Annotated in this window: 18 protein-coding genes; 5 read left to right on the forward strand and 13 right to left on the reverse strand. The window is 72.7% G+C overall.

Features of this window, described 5'->3' with window-relative positions; translation table 11 throughout:
* Positions 1–80: 80 nt before the first annotated feature.
* The 5 genes from ACFRCG_RS31685 to ACFRCG_RS31705 form a co-directional block, all read right to left on the reverse strand.
* Complete coding sequence (locus tag ACFRCG_RS31685; protein WP_380037750.1) at positions 81–1,514, reverse strand: PLP-dependent aminotransferase family protein; 1,434 nt, start codon at positions 1,512–1,514, stop codon at positions 81–83.
* Positions 1,515–1,593: 79 nt separating this feature from the next.
* Positions 1,594–2,433, reverse strand: coding sequence for an SAM-dependent methyltransferase (locus ACFRCG_RS31690; RefSeq protein WP_380037752.1), 840 nt, complete (start codon positions 2,431–2,433; stop codon positions 1,594–1,596).
* Positions 2,434–2,687: 254 nt separating this feature from the next.
* Entirely contained in the window at positions 2,688–4,211 is a 1,524-nt protein-coding gene (locus ACFRCG_RS31695) for an RNA polymerase sigma factor (protein ID WP_380037754.1), read from the reverse strand.
* 938 nt (positions 4,212–5,149) lie between these two features.
* Complete coding sequence (locus ACFRCG_RS31700; protein WP_380037756.1) at positions 5,150–6,016, reverse strand: NAD(P)H-binding protein; 867 nt, start codon at positions 6,014–6,016, stop codon at positions 5,150–5,152.
* A gap of 108 nt (positions 6,017–6,124) precedes the next feature.
* Positions 6,125–6,961 (reverse strand): AraC family transcriptional regulator, encoded by an 837-nt coding sequence (locus ACFRCG_RS31705; RefSeq protein WP_380037759.1) that lies wholly within the window; start codon positions 6,959–6,961, stop codon positions 6,125–6,127.
* A gap of 226 nt (positions 6,962–7,187) precedes the next feature.
* Here ACFRCG_RS31705 and ACFRCG_RS31710 point away from each other — a divergent pair, with 226 nt between their 5' ends.
* The 3 genes from ACFRCG_RS31710 to ACFRCG_RS31720 all read left to right on the forward strand — a co-directional run bounded on the left by ACFRCG_RS31710 (position 7,188) and on the right by ACFRCG_RS31720 (position 9,967).
* Positions 7,188–8,078: an SIS domain-containing protein gene (locus ACFRCG_RS31710; RefSeq protein ID WP_380037761.1), complete on the forward strand. Its 891-nt coding sequence runs from the start codon at positions 7,188–7,190 to the stop codon at positions 8,076–8,078.
* 34 nt (positions 8,079–8,112) lie between these two features.
* The gene (locus ACFRCG_RS31715) at positions 8,113–9,045 is read left to right on the forward strand and encodes a 1-phosphofructokinase family hexose kinase (protein WP_380037763.1); all 933 of its coding nucleotides are present in this window, start codon (positions 8,113–8,115) and stop codon (positions 9,043–9,045) included.
* A 64-nt stretch (positions 9,046–9,109) separates the two neighbouring features.
* Positions 9,110–9,967, forward strand: coding sequence for a ketose-bisphosphate aldolase (locus tag ACFRCG_RS31720; protein ID WP_380037765.1), 858 nt, complete (start codon positions 9,110–9,112; stop codon positions 9,965–9,967).
* A gap of 72 nt (positions 9,968–10,039) precedes the next feature.
* On the opposite strand, the gene ACFRCG_RS31725 is transcribed toward ACFRCG_RS31720, so the two are convergent.
* The 7 genes from ACFRCG_RS31725 to ACFRCG_RS31755 form a co-directional block, all read right to left on the reverse strand.
* The gene (locus ACFRCG_RS31725; RefSeq protein ID WP_380037767.1) at positions 10,040–11,419 is read right to left on the reverse strand and encodes a cytochrome P450; all 1,380 of its coding nucleotides are present in this window, start codon (positions 11,417–11,419) and stop codon (positions 10,040–10,042) included.
* Complete coding sequence (locus ACFRCG_RS31730; protein ID WP_380037769.1) at positions 11,416–12,036, reverse strand: ATP/GTP-binding protein; 621 nt, start codon at positions 12,034–12,036, stop codon at positions 11,416–11,418. Before ACFRCG_RS31730 ends, ACFRCG_RS31725 begins: the two co-directional genes overlap by 4 nt.
* Complete coding sequence (locus tag ACFRCG_RS31735) at positions 12,017–12,367, reverse strand: DUF742 domain-containing protein (protein WP_380037771.1); 351 nt, start codon at positions 12,365–12,367, stop codon at positions 12,017–12,019. The genes ACFRCG_RS31730 and ACFRCG_RS31735 overlap by 20 nt, the downstream gene beginning before the upstream one ends.
* Positions 12,364–12,771 carry a roadblock/LC7 domain-containing protein gene (locus ACFRCG_RS31740; RefSeq protein WP_078978184.1) on the reverse strand — a complete coding sequence of 136 codons (408 nt, stop codon included), beginning with the start codon at positions 12,769–12,771 and terminating at the stop codon, positions 12,364–12,366. The genes ACFRCG_RS31735 and ACFRCG_RS31740 overlap by 4 nt, the downstream gene beginning before the upstream one ends.
* Positions 12,768–14,174, reverse strand: a complete 1,407-nt coding sequence (locus tag ACFRCG_RS31745) for a sensor histidine kinase (protein WP_380037773.1) — start codon at positions 14,172–14,174, stop codon at positions 12,768–12,770. Before ACFRCG_RS31745 ends, ACFRCG_RS31740 begins: the two co-directional genes overlap by 4 nt.
* A 494-nt stretch (positions 14,175–14,668) precedes the next feature.
* Positions 14,669–15,253, reverse strand: coding sequence for a septum formation family protein (locus ACFRCG_RS31750; RefSeq protein ID WP_380037775.1), 585 nt, complete (start codon positions 15,251–15,253; stop codon positions 14,669–14,671).
* 113 nt (positions 15,254–15,366) lie between these two features.
* On the reverse strand, positions 15,367–15,969 hold the full coding sequence (locus ACFRCG_RS31755; RefSeq protein WP_380037777.1) for a CGNR zinc finger domain-containing protein: 603 nt from the start codon (positions 15,967–15,969) through the stop codon (positions 15,367–15,369).
* A gap of 360 nt (positions 15,970–16,329) precedes the next feature.
* Here ACFRCG_RS31755 and ACFRCG_RS31760 point away from each other — a divergent pair, with 360 nt between their 5' ends.
* Positions 16,330–16,839 (forward strand): hypothetical protein, encoded by a 510-nt coding sequence (locus ACFRCG_RS31760; protein WP_380037779.1) that lies wholly within the window; start codon positions 16,330–16,332, stop codon positions 16,837–16,839.
* Between the two features lie 68 nt (positions 16,840–16,907).
* Here ACFRCG_RS31760 and ACFRCG_RS31765 read toward each other — a convergent pair whose 3' ends face one another.
* Complete coding sequence (locus ACFRCG_RS31765; RefSeq protein ID WP_380037816.1) at positions 16,908–17,666, reverse strand: IclR family transcriptional regulator; 759 nt, start codon at positions 17,664–17,666, stop codon at positions 16,908–16,910.
* Between the two features lie 363 nt (positions 17,667–18,029).
* On the opposite strand from ACFRCG_RS31765, the gene ACFRCG_RS31770 reads away from it, so the two are divergent.
* Positions 18,030–18,137, forward strand: coding sequence for a putative leader peptide (locus tag ACFRCG_RS31770; RefSeq protein ID WP_321170712.1), 108 nt, complete (start codon positions 18,030–18,032; stop codon positions 18,135–18,137).
* The last annotated feature ends 56 nt before the right edge of the window (positions 18,138–18,193 follow it).

Below are 18,193 nucleotides of genomic sequence, written 5' to 3' on the forward strand. Positions count from 1 at the left end.
TGATCGTCGGGGTGTGAGTGCCGGCCGGGCGGGTGGTGTGGGCTTTCCGGATGCGGGTTTGGTGGTGCTCGGGGGCGTGGTTACGCCGTTGCCGTCGTCAGGGCTCGGCACAGTGCCGTTACCGCTGTCGGGTATGCGTGGTCCGGGGGCGTGGCGTAGCCGACCACCAGGCCGTCGCGGACGGGGGAGTCGGTGTCGGGGTGGCGGAAGACGGACAGGGCGTCCAGGGCCAGGCCCTCGCGTTCGGCCGCTGCGATGGCGGCCGGCTCGGTGCCTGGCGGTAGTTGCAGCACCGCGTGCAGGCCGGCGGCGATCCCCGTCGCGCTCACGTGCGGCGCGTGTTCGGCCAGCGCCGCCACAAGGTGGTCCCGGCGGGCCCGATAACGCTGCCGCATCCGGCGGATGTGCCGGTCGTAGTGGCCGCCCTCGATGAAGTCGGCCAGCGTGAGCTGATCGGTGACCCCGGCCCACGCCTCGCGCTGTCCCTTCACCGCGAGCACGTCCTCGACCAGATGCCCGGGCAACACCATCCAGCCGAGCCGGATCGCGGGCGACAGGCTCTTGCTCACCGAACCGACGTAGATCACCCGGTCCGGATCCATGCCCTGGACCGCGCCCACCGGCCGCCGGTCGTAGCGGAACTCCCCGTCGTAGTCGTCCTCCACCACGATCCCGCCGGCCGCCCGCGCCCAGTCGAGCGCGGCGACCCGACGCTCCGGCGGCAGCGGCCCGCCGGTGGGGAACTGGTGGGCCGGAGTGAGCACCGCCACCCGCGCCCGCGCCAACGCGGCCGACCCGGCCGTGTCGGCGCCGTGCTCGTCGATCGCCAGCGGCAACGTGCGCACCGACGCCGCGGCCAGGATGGAGCGATGGAAGGCGAGTCCGTACGCCTCCACCGCGGCCGGCCCCCGCAACACCCCGCCGAACAACAACCGCAACGCGTGCGCGAACCCGGAGCAGACCACGATCCGGTCCGGATGGGTACGCACCCCCCGCACCCGTGCGAGGTAGTCCGCCAGCGCGGCCCGCAACTCCGGGCGCCCCTGCGGATCCCCGGGCCCGAACGCCTCGCTCGGCGCCGCGTTCAACGCCCGCCGCGCCGAGGCCACCCACGCCGCGCGCGGGAAGGACGCCGCGTCGGGCTGCCCCTGGCGCAGGTTGTACGTCGGCCCCGCCGGATTCCCGGCGACCGGCCGCACCCTGGCCCGGCGGCGCGGCGCGGCCAACGGCTCGGCCCGCCGGGCCACCCGCGTCCCGGACCCCTGCCGCGCGGTCAACCAGCCCTCGGCGACCAACTCCGCGTACGCGTCGGCGACGGTGTTGCGCGCGATGCCCAGATCCGCCGCCAGCGAACGATACGGCGGCAACGGCGTGTCCGGCCCCAGCCGTCCGCTGCGGATAGCCTCCCGGATCGCCCGGATCAGCCCGGCCCGCCGCCCGCCCGCCCCGGACACCTCCAGATGCAGATCCCGCCCGATCCACCGGGCCGGATCGTCCGCGATCGGCGTGCTCATGGCCTCATCGTATGCATCGTGCGAACACCGCCCACGCACCACCGCCACCCCCGCCGGACCGCCACGGCCCGCCGGCCCGCTACGGCTTGCGGGCGACCGCGCCGAGGACCAGGCGTTGGCTCACCGTGAGGTCGGCCTCGTCGACCGGCTCCTCCGGGCGCCACAGGTCGACGTACACCAGGCCCGGGTCGGCCGGCTCCAGGCCGTCGAGGTAGGCGGCGATCTCCGCGCGCTCGCGGAACCGGCCGCTCTTGTGCGAGCCCTGCATGACCCGCTCCATCTGCTCCGACTCCGGACCGCCGCGCAGGAAGTGGGTCAGGAACAGCCAACTCCCGGACGGCAGCGCGTCGAGGTAGGTGCGCAGCAGGCCGGCCGGGTCCTCGTCGTCGTTGATGTGGTGGATGACGCCCAGCAACATCAGCGCGACCGGCCGGTCGAAGTCGATCAGGCGCAACACCTCGGGGTTCTTCAGGATCGACCCGGGTTCGCGCAGATCGGCCGTGATCACCGTGGTCCGCTCGTTCTCGGCCAGCAGCGCACGCCCGTGCGCGAGCACGATCGGGTCGTTGTCGACGTAGACCACGGTGCTGTCCGCCGCCACCGCCTGGGCGACCTGGTGGGTGTTCTGCGCGGTCGGCAGCCCGGACCCGATGTCGAGGAACTGCCGGACACCCTGCTCGACCAGGAAGCGCACGCCCCGGTGCAGGATGCGCCGATGCGCGCCGGCGTCGCGCGCGAGGTCGGGTGCCACCGCGATCAGCTTCCGGGCCACCTCGCGGTCGGCCGCGTAGTTGTCCTTGCCGCCGATCAGGAAGTCGTAGACGCGGGCGACGCTGGGCACCGTGACGTCGACGCCGGCCGGCGCGGGCGCGCCCTCCGGGTCGGTCGACCACAGTCGGGATTCCGCGTTCTCGGTCATGATCTCAACACCTCGTGGTCGCCGGAGGGGCCGAACGGCTCACCGCCGATGGTAGGCGGCGACCGGTGGGCTCCTGCGGTCGACTCCCTTGCCGCACGCGGGAGTTCGCGAATCGGCGGAGGGGACGAATCGGCCGATGTCCGCACTTGGGGGATCGGCCGAGCGTCGAGGTGGTGCTGTGGCGCGGGGGGATTGCGCCGGGTACGGACGGAGGGCGCCGCCGTGGCGGTCCGTCCGTACCCGGGGTCCTGCCACTAGTCCAGGTAGTCGCGCAGCACCTGGGAGCGGGACGGGTGGCGCAGCTTGGACATCGTCTTCGACTCGATCTGCCGGATGCGCTCGCGCGTCACCCCGTAGACCTTGCCGATCTCGTCCAGCGTCTTGGGCTGACCGTCGGTGAGCCCGAAGCGCATCGAGATCACCCCGGCCTCGCGCTCGGCGAGGGTGTCCAGGACCGAGTGCAGCTGCTCCTGGAGGAGGGTGAAGCTGACCGCGTCGGCCGGTCGGATCGCCTCGGTGTCCTCGATCAGGTCACCGAATTCGCTGTCGCCCTCCTCGCCGAGGGGGGTGTGCAGCGAGATCGGCTCGCGCCCGTACTTCTGGACCTCGACGACCTTCTCCGGCGTCATGTCGAGTTCCTTGGCCAGCTCCTCCGGGGTGGGCTCGCGGCCCAGGTCCTGGAGCATCTGGCGCTGCACGCGGGCGAGCTTGTTGATCACCTCGACCATGTGGACCGGGATGCGGATCGTCCGCGCCTGGTCTGCCATGGCCCGGGTGATCGCCTGCCGGATCCACCACGTGGCGTAGGTGGAGAACTTGAAGCCCTTCGTGTAGTCGAACTTCTCGACCGCACGAATGAGACCGACATTGCCCTCCTGGATCAGGTCCAGGAAGAGCATGCCGCGGCCGGTGTAGCGCTTGGCCAGCGAGACCACCAGGCGGAGGTTGGCCTCCAGGAGGTGGTTCTTGGCCCGCTTGCCGTCCTCGGCGACCAGTTCCAGCTCGTGCCGGAACTGCGGGGTCAGACCGGGCTCGGTGTCCAGCTTCTCCAGCGCGAACAGGCCGGCCTCGATGCGCTTGGCGATCGACACCTCCTGCTCGGCGTTGAGCAGCGAGACCTTGCCGATCAGCCGCAGGTAGTCCTTGACCGGGTCCGCGGTGGCACCCGGGGTGGTGACCTGCTGCTGCGGGGCGTCGTCCTCGTCGGTGGTGAGAACGAAACCGCTGGGCCCGACCTCGGGGGCCACGGCGTCGCCGGGCTCGTCGAACAGGTCCTCTTCGACCAACGCCTCGTCGGCGTCCTTGGGGACACTCGGCTCGACGGGGGTCGTCTCGGTGGTGGTGGCGGACGTGGTCTTCTTGGCCGCGGTCTTCTTCTTGGCTGCGGCCTTCTTCGGCTTCGGAGCAGATTCCACGACGGACTCTCCCGATTCCGTTGCCGCGGGCGTGGCTTGCGCGGGCAAGGTCTCTGTGTTCTTGACACGGGTTGAGCGCGTGGATAGCGTCTTCTTGACAGATCGCCGAGTTGTGGCTACGTCTCTCCGTTGGGTCTCTTTGACCGGGTTGACGGTCAGCGTCACACCCGCCTCGTCAAGAACCTCGTTGAGGCTGCGGAGGATGCTCTTCCACTGCGTCGCAGGGATGGCATCCGTTTCGAAGGCTCGGCGTATGTCCTCGCCGGTAATCGATCCTTCGGCACGGCCGCGCTCGATGAGCGCCACCAGAGATTCCGATTCGGCGATTCTGTTGGGAAGCGTGCTGGACGAGCTCGGGGTCACAAATAACCTCTCGGTTCACGCGGGCATGCTGCGGCGCCGCAACTACACCGAATCGATGACGGATCCGCGGGACCGGACCCGTCGGCGCTGCCGGCGCCACTCAAGGCATCGCTCCGATCGGTACAAGTGTTACGCCTCCACGAGGGTGACCTGGGTCACGTCGGTCCGCAGCGGCTTCGAGCGGTTGGTCCCCCAGTGTGCGGGACGGTCCGGTGATCTGCGTGATCGTGCCGATGGGCCCGGGTTTCCGGGCTCGGGCGCGGTCGCACACGCCTGCCGGGCCGGGGATCGGCGGCGACCGGATGCCGGTGGGACGAGACGGATGTTCGGGGAGGGTGGGGTCGGAGGGACAGGACAGGGACCGGTCGTCGGCGTCGGGGTCGCTCGGACGATCCCGAACCTGTCTTGAGAATGCCCGCCCTGGGGCGCGTTACGCCCGCGAAGTCGGGGGCCGTCGCCGGTCGTCGGGCTCCGGCGGGTGGGCCGGCGAGGGCCGGGACGCGGACCGGGGCGTGGCGGAAAGCGGCGGCCGGGACTTTTCCGCGGCGCTGCGGCGGTAATGCGCGCGGTGGTGCGGGCCGCCGGGAATCGGGTGTCGCCGGGGTTGGTATTCATCGGCTGTTCGGGTGGTTGCGGTTGCGCGTGATTGTTTTGCCGGCGGGATGGATATCCGGTGCGCCGCGCCGGCGAAAGAGTGAATTCGGGCGGAAGGTTTCGGCGGCCGATACCGAGCGTGCCGCTTTCGGACGCGATGGGTGAGCGCGGTGATTCGGCGGGTGGCATCGGGAATGCGGTCGGGTGATTGCGGGCCGGATTCTTTTCGCCTTCTCCGGCGGCGCGGGCGGGACATCCGGCGGGGCGGTGGGAATTCGGTCGCGGGCGTGCGGGCGGGCCCGTCCGCAGTGGTCGGACGGGCCCGGCGGGTGGGTGGTCGGGGGTCAGGGCGTCCAGGCGCCGGTGGGGGCGGCCGAGCGCACGAACTCGGTGAAGTCGCGGGCCGGGCGGCCCAGCGCGCGCGGGACGCCGTCGGAGATCGCGGCCTCCAGGCCGCGATGGATGCTGCCCAGGGCGGAGGTCCACATGGCCACCTCGACCTCGGGCACACCCTGGGCGATCAGGGCGGCGGCGTACTCGTCGGGGTCGGCGGCCACGTAGTCGGCCCGCAGACCGCCGGCCGCGGCGATCTCGGTCAGCGCGGCGTCGAAGGTCACCGCCCGGGGTCCGGACAGTTCGTAGGTCTCGCCGTCGTGGCCGGGGTCGAGCAGGGCGGCGGCGGCCACGGCGCCGATGTCCTCGGTGTCGACGAAGGACACCGCCGCGGTGCCGGTCGGCAGGACCAGCTCGCCCGCGCGGATGCCGTCGCGGAACAGGCCCTCGCTGAAGTTCTGCGCGAACCACCCCGGGCGCAGGATCGTCCACGCCGGGCCGGCGCCGCGCACGGCCGCCTCGAGGTCGAGTCGGGCCCGCGTGGCCGGATCGTCCGCGGCGAAGTAGCCGGGGGTGTCGACGCCCCGCGCGGAGAGCAGGACGATGCGCTCGACGCCGGCGGCGACCGCCCGACGCACGAAGGCGGGACCGGCCTCGGCGCCGTCCAGCGGGACCAGGTAGACGGCACGGACGCCGTCCAGGACGCGATCCCAGGTGCTCTCGTCGGACCAGTCGAAGGGCACCTCGGTGGATCGGGAGGCGACCCGGACGTCGGCTCCCCGGGCGCGCAGGGCGGCGGCCACGCGGCTGCCGGTCTTGCCGGTGCCGCCCAGGACGAGGATCGGGTGCCGCGATGCGGGTCGGTTCGTGGTTGTCATGCGTCCAGCCTGCTTCGCGCTTCGCCCGGCAACCATGGGTGAGAAGCCGGGGGGCATGTGCGTGCGTCCGGAACCTCGTTCGCCGCGCGGATTCGCGGCGGGTCGGTACTACGCGGCGCGGTGGGCCGACGGGCTCAGGCCGCGGACCCGTTTGAAGGCGGTGCTGAACGCGAACGCGTCCGCGTAGCCGACCCGGCGGGCCACGGCGGCGACCGTGGCGTCGGGTTCGGTGAGCAGCTCGGCGGCCAGGGCCATCCGCCACTCGGTCAGGTACGTGAGCGGGGGTTGGCCGACGCGGGCGGTGAAGCGTTCGGCGAGCGAGGTGCGGGACACGCCGGCCTCGGCGGCCAGGGCGGCGATCGTCCAGGGGCGGGCCGGGGCGTCGTGTACGGCGCGCAGGGCGGCGCCCACGATCGGATCGGCCAGGGCCAGGTACCACTGCGGGGCGTGCGCCTCGGGGAGGTCGAACCAGGCGCGCAGCGTGCAGGCGAGCAACCAGTCGAGCAGGCGGTCGAGCACGACCTGTTGGCCCGGCCGCTCGGCGGCGACCTCGGCGGAGAGGAAGTCCAGGAGTTGATGGTCGCCGTCGGGGTCCGGCACCACCAGCAGGTCGGGCAGCGCGGTGGGTAGCCGGCGGCCGATGTCGGTGTGCGTGCGGTAGGCGCCGGAGATCAGTTCGGCCGGCGCGTCGGTGGCCGGGTCGGCGGGCGCGTCGGCGACGAAGGTGAACGGGGCCGGGCCGCGGACCACCGCCGTGTCGCCCGGGCGCAGCGCGCGCGACGGGCCGCCCTCGGGCACGATGCGCCCGCCGCCGCGCACGAGTGCGCAGACGGTCAGCGGCGTGCGGCAGTCGAGTCGGACGGACCCCGCCGGGGGCACGATCCGCCGGTCGAACAGGGCCTCGTCGGCCCTGATCCCGCGCAGCAGGTCGGCCAATCCATCCATGGGAGGAGCCTAGGCCCTGTCCGGCGGGGTGGGTGATCGGCGCCGGCGGGCGGGGCACGGGGCGGCGATCGTGCCGAAATTTGCCGTGAATCGGGATGAGCCGGGCCTGGGTCGGGTGTACGACGTTGCTCATTCGTGCGTGAAACTGCTATCAAATGAATAGTTTCAAGCATGTGAGTGCAGCAGTGCGCAGCACTGCGCATCGTCCGAGCACCCCGGGAGCGCCATGACGACCGTCAGTCACACCTCCGCCGAGATCGCCACCCAGCCCGCGTTGTGGGCCCGCGCCGCCGCGCTCGCGGGAGAGTGCGCGGGGCTGCCGAAAAGCGGCGAGCGGGTCGCGGTCGTCGGCTGCGGGACGTCGTGGTTCATCGCGCAGGCGTACGCGGTGTTGCGCGAGCGGGCCGGGCTCGGCGTCACCGACGCCTTCGCGGCCTCGGAGTTCCCCGGCGTACGGGACTACGACCGGGTGGTCGCGCTGAGCCGCTCCGGCACCACGACCGAGGTGTTGCGGCTGCTCGCGGAGGTGCGCGGCAAGGTCGCCACGACCGCGATCACCGGCCCGCCCGGCACGCCGATCACGACCGCGGCGGACGAGATCGTGATGCTCGACTTCGCCGACGAGCGCTCGGTCGTGCAGACCCGGTTCGCCACCACGGCGCTCGCGTTGTTCCGCGCGCATCTGGGCGAGGACCTGGCCGCGGCGGTGCGGGACGCGCGGACCGCCGTCGCCTGGGAGCCGGACGCGGCGTTCGTGGCCGCCGAGCAGTTCACCTTCCTCGGCTCGTCGTGGTCGGCGGGGCTGGCCGCCGAGGCCGCGCTGAAGATGCGCGAGGCGGCGGGGGCGTGGACGGAGAGCTACCCGGTGATGGAGTACCGGCACGGGCCGATCAGCATCGCCGCGCCGAACCGGGTCACGTGGGTGTTCGGTCCGGTGCCGGAGGGGCTGGCCGAGCAGGTCGCGGTCACCGGCGGCACCTTCGTGGCCGGCGCGCTCGACCCGATGGCCGAGCTGATCCGGGTGCAAAAGCTCGCGGTCGCGATCGCGGAGAGCCGCGGGCTGAACCCGGACGAGCCGAGGCACCTCACCCGGTCCGTGGTGTTGGACGCGTCGTGACGGACCTCGGGCGCGGGCCGGCGGGGCGGGCGTCGTGATCGTCACGGTGACGCCGAATCCGGCCTGGGACGTCACCTACCACCTGGAACGACTGGAGCGGCACGGGGCGAACCGGCCGGCGTCGGTCGGCGGGCGGGCCGGCGGCAAGGGGATCAACGTCACCCGGGTGTTGCGCTCGCTCGGGGTCGCGGTCGCGGCGGTGGCGCCGCTGGGCGGGCCGACGGGCGAGCGAATACGGGCCGACCTGGCCGCCGCGGACATCGCGTTGACCTCGGTGCCGGTGGTGGGCGAGACGCGGTGCACCACGACCATCGTGGAGACCGCCTCGGGCGGCGCGACGTCGCTCAACGAACTCGGCCCCTCGCGGACCGCCGAGGAGTGGGCGCGGGTGGTCGCCGCGGCGGCCGAACTGCTGCCCGCTGCCTCGGTGTTGGTGCTCTCCGGGAGTCTGCCGCCGGGGGTGCCGCAGGGCGGGTACGCGGAACTGGTCGCCCGGGCGCGGGAGGCGGGCGTGCCGGTGTTGTTGGACGCCTCGGGGCCGGCGCTGCTCGCGGGGGTGGCGGCCGGGCCGGATGTGGTCAAGCCGAACGCGGACGAGTTGCGCGCGGCGACCGGGGAGAGTGATCCGCTGCGCGCGGTGGCCCGGTTGGCGGCGCGGACGGGGGCCGGCGGCGCGGTCGTCGCGTCGTTCGGTCCGGGCGGGATGTTGGCCGCCTCCGACGCCGGGTGGTGGCGGGCGGTGCCGCCGGAGTCGGTGCACGGCAACGCCACGGGCGCCGGGGACGCGGCGGTCGCGGCGCTGGCCCGGGGGCTGGCCGAGGGAGTGCCGTGGCCGGAGCGGTTGCGCGACGCGGTGGCCCTGTCGGCGGCGGCGGTGGCCGCGCCGCTGGCCGGGGACGTGGACGGCGAGCTGTACCGGGCCTGGCGGCCTCGGGTGCGGGTGGAGGCGGTGGCGCCGCCGGCGTAGGGCGCGGGCGGCGCGGTGGTGATGGTTGTGGTGCCGGGCGGGATCGTTCCAGAGGAGTTGTGCGATGGGCTTGACCTCGACGGGGATACTGACCGACGCGGCGCGGGCGGACGGGGTGGGGGTGGCCGCGTTCAACGTGATCACCCTCGAACACGCCGAGGCGGTGGTGACGGCCGCCGAGCGGGCCGGACTGCCGGTGGTGGTGGCGATCAGCGAGAACGCGGTGAAGTTCCGGGGCGGGCGGCTGGGGCCGCTCGCGGCCGCGTGCCGGGTGTTGGCGGAGGAGGCCGAGGTGCCGGTGGCACTGCACCTGGACCACGTCGAGTCGGTCGAACTGCTGGCGGCGGCCGAGGGCACCGGGATCAGTTCGGTGATGTTCGACGCCTCGCGGCTCGGCTACGCGGAGAACGTGGCGGCGACGGCCGACGCGGTGGTCTGGGCGCATGCTCGGGGCATCACCCTGGAAGCCGAACTCGGCGAGGTGGGCGGCAAGCCGGGCCATCCCGCGCTGGACGCACACGCGCCCGGGGCGCGCACGGATCCGGCCGAGGCGGCGGCATATGTACAGGCCACGGGAGTGGACGCGTTGGCCGTCGCGGTCGGCAGCAGCCACGCGATGCTCGATCGCACCGCCATGCTCGACCACGACCTGATCGCCCGGCTGCGCGCGGCGGTCGGCGTCCCGCTGGTGCTGCACGGCTCGTCGGGTGTGCCGGACGAGGAGCTGCGGGCGGCGGTGTCGGCCGGGATGACCAAGATCAACGTCGGTACGGCGCTGAACATCGCCTACACCGGCACGCTGCGCGAGCGCTTGGCGGCCACCCCCGGCAAGGCCGACCCGCGACCGGCGCTGTCCGCTTCGCGGGCGGCGATGGTCGACGCGGTCGGGGCCCTGCTGCGGGTGATCACCGCGAAGCGGTGAACCCGGCGGGTCGGGCCCGCACCGTGTTCGTGCGGTGAGCGAGCGCCGGGGGGCGGCCCGGCGCTCGCCGGGTCAGCCGAAGAGCCACGTGCTCAGCCGCGCCCACCACGTGGTGGGCGGCGGCGGGAGCAGCGGTTCCGGCGGGCGGGTCGTGTGGTCGGCGCGGGCGGGGCGGACCCACTCGGCGGGCTCCACCAGGGGTACCGGGGTGAACTCGACGGGCAGCGAGGTCAGGTAGCGGGCCCAGGTGGCGGCGTGCCAGGCGGGCGGCCGGTCCGGGTGGGCCAGTCGGATGTCGGACAGTCGGCTGTTGAGGGTGTCGATCGCGGTGTCGGTGATGGCCCGGCCGATGTCCTGTCCCGGGCACAGGTGCGCGCCGCCGCTGAACGCCAGGTGGGCCCGGTTGTGGTGGACGGGCACGGTGAGGTCGGTACGGATCCGCGGGTCGACGTTGCCGGCCATCACGCCGAGCACCAGCAGGTCGCCGGCCCGGATCCGCCGCCCGCCCAACTCGGTGTCGACCAGCGCCCAGCGGCCCGGGATGACCCACAACGGCGGTTCGTCCCACAGGACCTGCTCGACCGCGTCGGGCAGGCTCAGCCGGGCGCCGGCCAGCGAGGCGGCGAACCGGTCGTCGGTGAGCACCACGCGCAGGGTGTTGGCGATCAGCGCGATGGTCAGTTCGTTGGCGGCGACCATCACGAGCCTGAGGTGGTGCAGCACCTCGTCCTCGGACAGCCGGTTCGGGTGCTCGATCAGCCAGGACGGGAAGTCGGCGGCCGGCTCGCGGCGTTTGCGGTCGGCCAGATCGCGCAGCGTCTGCAGGATGAACTCGTTGGATTCCAGGGCGCGTTCGCTCTGCATCATCAACTCGGCGCTGGCCTGCACCAGTTGCGGACCCATCTCGTCGGGCAGACCGTAGAGCTGCGCGATGACCAGCATCGGCAACTGCTGGGCGAACTGGGCGACCAGGTCGGCGTGTCCGTCGGCGGCGATCCGGTCGATCAGGTCGTGCGACAGGCGTTGCACGTGTTTGCGGATGCCGCGCCGGTCGAAGCGGTCCAGACTCTCCGTGACCACCGAGCGCAACCGCTGGTGTTCGGCGCCGTCGCTGGAGACGCAGTCGGGGCGATACTCCATGATCGGCAGGATCGTCGCGTCCGGCGGGATCCTGCCCTCGCGCCAGTCGCGCCAGTTGCGCGCGTCCCGGGAGAACCGGCTCGGCGTGCGCATGACCTCGAGGTTCTCCCGGTAGCCGAGCACCAGCCAGCCGGGGAAGTCGCCGTCGACCAGGATCGGGGCGACCGCCCCGTATTCGGCGCGCAGTCGTTCGTACGCGGCACCCGGATCCGCGATGGTCTCCGGACCGTACAACCGCGTGATGCCCTCGGTGGCCGTCGCGCCCGCGTGCGCGGGGCAACCGGGCGGCGGAACGGGGGGAGGAGCGGTCATGGCGTCTCCCGGTTCGTGGTGAGCGTGTGGAGGTATTGCATGAGCGCCATCAGCACATCCCGGCTGGAACCTCGGTCGCGGGCGTCGCAGTCGACCATCGGTACGGTGTCGTCGAGGTCGAGCGCGCCGCGCAGTTCGTCCATGGGGTAGGCCGGCGACTCGGGGAACGTGTTGACCGCGACCACGAACGGCACGCCGCGATCCTCCAGGCGGCCCATCACGTCGAAGCACACCTCCAGGCGCCGGGTGTCGACCAGCACCACGGCGCCCAGCGCCCCGTCGAACAGGCCGTTCCACAGGAACCAGAAGCGTTCCTGCCCGGGGGTGCCGAACAGGTAGAGCACCAGGCGCTCGTTGAGGCTGATCCGGCCGAAGTCCATCGCCACCGTCGTGGTGGTCTTGGCCTCGACGCCCGCGAGGTCGTCGATGCCGACGCCCGCCTGGGTCATCGTCTCCTCGGTGGTGAGGGGACGGATCTCGCTGACCGCGCCGACGAGGGTGGTCTTGCCGACCCCGAATCCGCCGACGATCACGACTTTGACCGCGGAGGTGGCCGTCGCGGGCAGCATGTCCTCGGGACGCGGCCCGACGAGGGTCTCAGAGCCGTTGTAGTCCATGCATCACCGCCTTGAGGAGATCGATGTCGGGCAACGACGCGGCCGGGATCGGGGCCCGGGCCTCCAACTCGCCCGCGGTCACCATGTCCGTGAGCACCAGCGTCAGGACGCTGGTGGGTAACCGCATGTGGGCGGAGATCTCCGCCATCGACAAAGGTTGTTCGCACATCCGCACGATCGCGGCGGGCTCGGGGCCCACTCCGCGGCTGGGGGTGTGCTTGCCGACGAACAGCGTCACGAGGTCCAACCGGCCGGGGTCGTCCGGGTTCTCCCCGACCAGGTACAGCCGTTCGGGGTAGGGAACGCGCCGTGTGCGCCGCGGCACGCTCACGGGAAGGCCCCGTCGCGGCGTGGCGGACTGGTCAGGTGTTCGCCGATGCGGATCACCAGGTCGCGCATGCGGTGGCCGAGCAGGCCGGTGTCCACCTGTCCGTCGGCGAGCACCGCGAGGTAGGCGCCGGCGCCGGCGGCCATCATGTAGAAGTAGCCGCCGTTGACCTCGATCACCACCAGCCGCATCCGCCCGTCCCCCTTGGGGAATTCGGCGGCCACCGCGGCGGCCAGGCTCTGCAGGCCGGCGCACGCGGCGGCGAGCCGGTCGGCGGTGTCGGCGGCGGTGTTGTGCTGGGCCATCCGCAGTCCGTCGGCGGACAGCAGCACGATGTAGCGCGTGAAGGGCACGCTCTTCGCGAGGTCGGAGAGCATCCAGTCCATGTTGGGTCGGTACGCCGTCATCGGTATCCCCCGTCGTCCCACGAGTTTTCGCCGGTCTCGGATCGTCGTTCCTTGGGCGGCGGTTCGCCGTTGATGCCGCTGAGGAAGGCGTCCAGGCCCAGTCCCGGCGGGGTCTCGTCGACGCTCGGGGCGGCGGCGGGAGTCGTCGGCTTGACCGCGCGGTGTCCGCGCGTGCCACCGGCGCGGGGCACCGTGCCCAGGCCGCGTCGGCGGCGCTGGGGCAGACCGTTGGCGCCGAACTCGGTGTGCGCCGGAGTCTCGGTCATCAGGTCGTGCAGGGAAGGGAGTTCTTCCAGGTGCGACAGATGCTCCGGCATCGGGTACATCGGCGGCACGTTCGCGGTGATCTGGTTCTGCGGGATGACCACGACGGCGCGCACGCCGCCGTAGGCCGACGGACGCAACATCACCTTGAAGTTGTAGGTGTGCGCGAGGCGGGCCACCACGGTCAGGCCCAGCCGCGGGGTCTCGCCCAGGTCGCCGAGGTTGAGCGCGTCGCCGTCCAGGGACAGGATGCGCTCGGCGCGGCGGCGGGCCTCCTCGCTCAGGCCGACGCCGGCGTCCTCGATCTCGACCGCGATGCCGCTCTGCACCTCGGTCGTGCTCAGGTGCACGGTGGTCGAGGGCGGCGAGTATCGGGTGGCGTTGTCGAGGAGTTCGGAGATCGCGTGGATCAGCGGTTCGACGTGCTGGGCGATCACCGCGACCTCGACGACCGACGACAGTTTGACCCGGCGGTAGTCGAGGATGCGCGACATCGCGCCGCGCAGCACGCTGTACATGCCGATGTCGGTCTCCCACTGGCGGCCCGGGCGGGCGCCGCCGAGCACCGCGATGCTGTCGGCCATGCGGCCGATCAGCGCGTTGCCGTGGTCGAGGTGGAGCAGGTCGCGGAAGACCACCGGGTCGTCGCCGTGCCGGTCCTCCATGTCCCGCATGTCCTGGGCCTGTTGGTGGATGGTGGCCTGGACGCGGCGGGCGATGTTGACGAACGCGCGCTGGGCGGACTCGCGCAGGTCCTCCTCGGCACTGACGGTGTCGATCACCGAGCGGATCACGTTGCGGTGCGCGATGGCGAACTCGGTCGGCTCCTCGGGGTGCGGCGCGACCTTGCGCATCACCTCGGGCACCGGTTCGCCCATCTGCAGTCGGCCGATCGCCTCGGGCAACATCTCCTCGGAGAGTCGGATCATCTCCGACTCCTGCTCGGCGAGTCGGCGGCGCAGGCCGATCTGTTGCTGCTGGAGCCTGGTGTGCAGTTGTGCGATCGTGCGCCCGCGCCTGCCCGCCTCCGCGGCGCACACGGCGACGGCGACGGTCGCGAGTCCGCCGCACAGGGCCACCGCCGGGCGGGCCTGGTCGGAGACCGCGGCCACGGCCGCGGCCGCGCACACGGCTGTCACGAGGAAGGGGAGGATCCAGACGAGGGCCGGCCGTCGGCCTCCGGGGGACGATCCAGCGAGAACCATCGGCATCCTCGAAAAAGTCGGAATCGAATCGTGCGGGTGTCCTGCGGACCGCTCGGCGGATCGGGCCGCCGGTGGCATGTTCGGGTGCGCTCGCGGCCGGTGCCGGTGCCCGAAGGGCGATTCGAGCCACCGTCGCGGGCGCCAGGCTACGCGGATGCCCGGGGCGGATCGGTCGTGTGGCCCACAAGCCCCTCGAACGGGTGAATCCGGTCCGAAGAGGCCATCGATCATCGCCAACGCGATAAGGAATCGCGGCCGATTCCCGTCGTCCGTCGGCCGGTTCACGACGGTGGGTGGCAGCGGGTCCGCGACCGCCGGCGGGAGCCGGTTCGCGATCGCGCGCGAGGGGCGCCCGACATGCCGCAGCCGACCCCGCCCGGGGACACGGGCGGGGTCGGCTGCGGTCGGGAACGGTGCGGCGTGCCGCGTTACTTCAGCGGCGCCGTCAGGGGTGTGCCGTCGGTGCGCTTGAGCAGGCAGGTCAGGTCCCGGTCGTGCTCATTGAGCCAGCTGCCGGACGTGGGTCGAAACGACAGCTTCGACAACTCGATGGTGCTGTTGCGGCCGGCCGCGCCCGAGGTCAGTTCCGTGCACTTCGCGGTGATCTCGTCCTTGAACTTCATGCTCGTCGGAGGCAGCGAGTCGGGGATGGTGTACTCGCCCACCACCTCTGCGTCGTGCGGCGTGGTGCACGCGACGGTGAGGACGTCCTCCCCTTTCTGGTTGATGCAGTCGCCCTTGTGCAGCTTGACCATCTTGACCCGGCCGGGGCTGCTGTTCGGGTTCGCGGTGCCGGCGGGCGGCCGGCTCGCCGACGGGTCGGACTTGGCGGGCAGCGTCGGAGCCGGGGGCATCGTGACGATCGGGGGTTTGGTCTCGGTCGCGGCCGGGGCGGCCTTGGGCTCCTTCTTGTCGTCGCTCTTGCCGAGGCAGCCGGACAGCAGTGTGGTGGCGACCAGGACGGCGGCCGCGGCGCCCGCGGAGCGCGTGTGGAGCAGGGACGGAACGCGCATGGAAGATCTGAGCCTCTCGCTGGGGATTCGCCCAGAGTCTTTCGGAGGCCGGCATTCCGGTCTTCAGGGGAGTCCCTTGTCTCCTGTGTCTCCCGTGTCTCCCGCGGACGGGGTCAGCCGTCGACGGGTGGGTTCTTGCCGCGCCGGTAGTGCCGGGCCACGCGGGCGCGGTTGCCGCATCCCGCCGAGCACCATTCGCGGCGCGGGTTGTTGCGGACGAAGTGCAGGATGCAGCCCGGGCCGTGACAGGCCCGCAGCTCGGTGCGGTCCGCGCCGCCGAGCAGGTCCACGGTGGCGCCGGCCAGTTCGGCCAGGGCCGCGGTGATCGGGTCGGCCTCGGTGCGGGTGACGGCGGTCGGCCAGGTCAGCTCGCGCCACCGCGGGGCGGCCCGGGTATAGGTGTTCAGCCGCCCGACGATCTCGGCGGCCGGCACGGTGTCGGTGATCGCGGCGGTGAGCAGGGCGCCGACGCAGTCGCGCAGGTCGAGGGCGCGGGCCAGGTCGTGCGCGTCCACGGCGAGCAGCGCGGCCTCGGACGGCGGGTCGACCAGGCGCGGCGCGATGTCGCGGAGCCAGGCGGCCAGGTGCGTGGGCTCGGCCAGCCCCTCGTGCGGCGTGCCCCGTACCGCGTAGCGCGTATTGGCCAGCTCCACCGGCAGCGGTTCGCCGAGCAGGGGGGCGCCGCCGGGGGCGAGGCCCGCGATTCGTGTGCTCACGAAACTAATGCTACCGGCTCGCGGTAACCATGTGGATGGTCGTGGGGGTCGGGAGTGGGAAAGGCCGCGGATCCGGGAGATGTGACGAGTAAGACATTCGCGGGGAACGAGTTGCGGGCCGGGTTGGTTCCCCGGTCCGGGGGGTGGGTTCGCGGGCGGATTCCTGTCCGGTTTCATGGGGGTTTGTCGGGCGTGTTTCGGGCTCGTGGACGACGATTTCGACCGCCGGCGGGCCTCCCTGTGCGGGGTGGGGCCAGCCCTACCCACAGAGGGAAGTGAGCACCATGGGGAATGTGTTGCCGAATCCCTAGGTTGGACCTGTCGGACCGAGGGGGTCCGCAGGGGGCCGAGGAGAGTCACGTGAACAACCGCAGCCGGGTCGCAGGGCAGGACACCACCAACTCGACGGCCCCCGGCACGGTCGCCTCCTTCGTTCGATTCGTGGTCTTCGGCGGGGGTACGGGACTGGCCTCCAGCGCCGCGCTCGTCGCGCTGAACGGGACCCTGCCGCTCGTCGTCACCAACGCCGTGGTCACCGCGGCCGGCACCGTCCTCGCCACCGAACTGCACAGCCGGTTCTCCTTCCGCGCGGGTCGGGCCGACCTCAAGGCGCACGTCCAGGCGGGCGGTTCGGCCCTGGTGGCCTACCTGTTCACCACCGCCGCGATGCTCGGGCTGCACGCGGTGCAGGCGGCGCCGAGCATCATGGTCGAGCAGGCCACCTATCTCACCGCCTCCGGCGTGGCGGGTCTGGCCCGGTTCGTGTTCCTGCGGCTCGCGGTGTTCGCCCGCCCGAAGGGAACGTCGACCGTCACCTCCACCACCCGCACCCGCGTGCTGGGCCGCGACGCGCTCGTCGCCGCCGCCTGACCGGTACTTCTCGGGCCCGCCCCGACTCCCGCTTCGCCGGGGGTCCGGGCGGGCCCTTCGGTGTGCGCCTACTCGGCGGGCAGTCCGGACTCGCGCAGTCGGCGTCGATGCGGCGGGAGCAGCAGTACCTCCAGGGCGTCGGCGCACGCCTGGGCCCGGTCACGGAACCACGGGATGCGCTCGTCGGTCATCACGGCGGGGGTGGAGCGCACGGCGAGCGCGGCGTGCGCGTGGCCGGCGCGGTTCAGGATCGGTACGGCCAGGGTGCGTACCCCCGGTACCGACTCGCCGTCGTTGAGCGCGTAGCCGATCGCCCGCGCCGCGTCCAACTGGGCCTGCAGCGCGACCGGGTCCACGATCGTGCGGTCGGTCTGCGGGGCGAGCGGGAGCAGGGGGGCCAGGCCGCCGTCGGCCGGGTCGGCCCAGGCGAGCAGGACCTTGCCCAGCGCCGTCGAGTGCAGCGGTCGGCGCAGGCCCAGGCCGGTGCCGGGCTGGACCGAGCTGCCGACCAGGACCAGGGTGTGCCGGCCGCTGCGGATGGCCAGGTCGGACGTCGCCGACGTGCGTCGGGACAGCTGCTCCAACTCCGGGGCGGCGTGGTGCAGGCCGCGCTGGTGGTAGGCCAGCAGGCCCAACTCGGCGACCACGGGACCCAGGCGGTAGCGGCTGGTGCGGTCGTCCTGGTCCAGGAAGCCCGCGCCGACCAGGGTCCGGGCGAGCCGGTGTGCGGTGGACACCGACAGGCCCAGGCGGCGGGCGATGTCCGACGCGCTCAGGTCGGTGCCGCCGGCCCGGAAGCAGTGCAGGATGCCGAGGGCGCGCTGCACGGCCTGGGCGCCCGAGGGGGTGGTCGCCGGGCGGGGCGGGTCGGCGGTGTGCGGAGCGTCCGGGGCGGCGGCCGGATCGTGCGTGCCGGTCGGCCCGGGCGTGCCCGTCGGCCCGGGCGTGCCGGCGGGCTCGTGTGCCGGGATCTTCGGAGTCTTCACTGGCTTCCCCAACTCGCCGTTCGACAGGCGGTTTTCACCATACGGCAAGGGTGTGGACCACTCCGCGCCACGGGGCGCGTCGGAGAGCGACCGGGTATCCCACATCGTGGGAAGGTTTGATCGGGTGGCGCGGATCGTGCCAGGATCCACCCGATGCGCCATTCGGGCGCGCCCGTGCCGGACGAATGCCGTGAGGAGGCCCGCGTGTCCGCAGTCGCGTCGTACACCGCGCCGCTCGCCGGCGTCCGGGCGCTGCTCACGAGCCGCCGGCACATCGACCTCGCGCGCGTCTCCAGCGCCGGCTGTCGCTGACCCGACCCGCGTTTCCTCGGGGCTTGGGCTCGTCTTCCGTGACGGGTCCCCGCCCG

Origin of the sequence: Embleya sp. NPDC056575 (genome assembly GCF_042793325.1) — a bacterium.
Classification (GTDB): Bacteria; Actinomycetota; Actinomycetes; order Streptomycetales; family Streptomycetaceae; genus Embleya.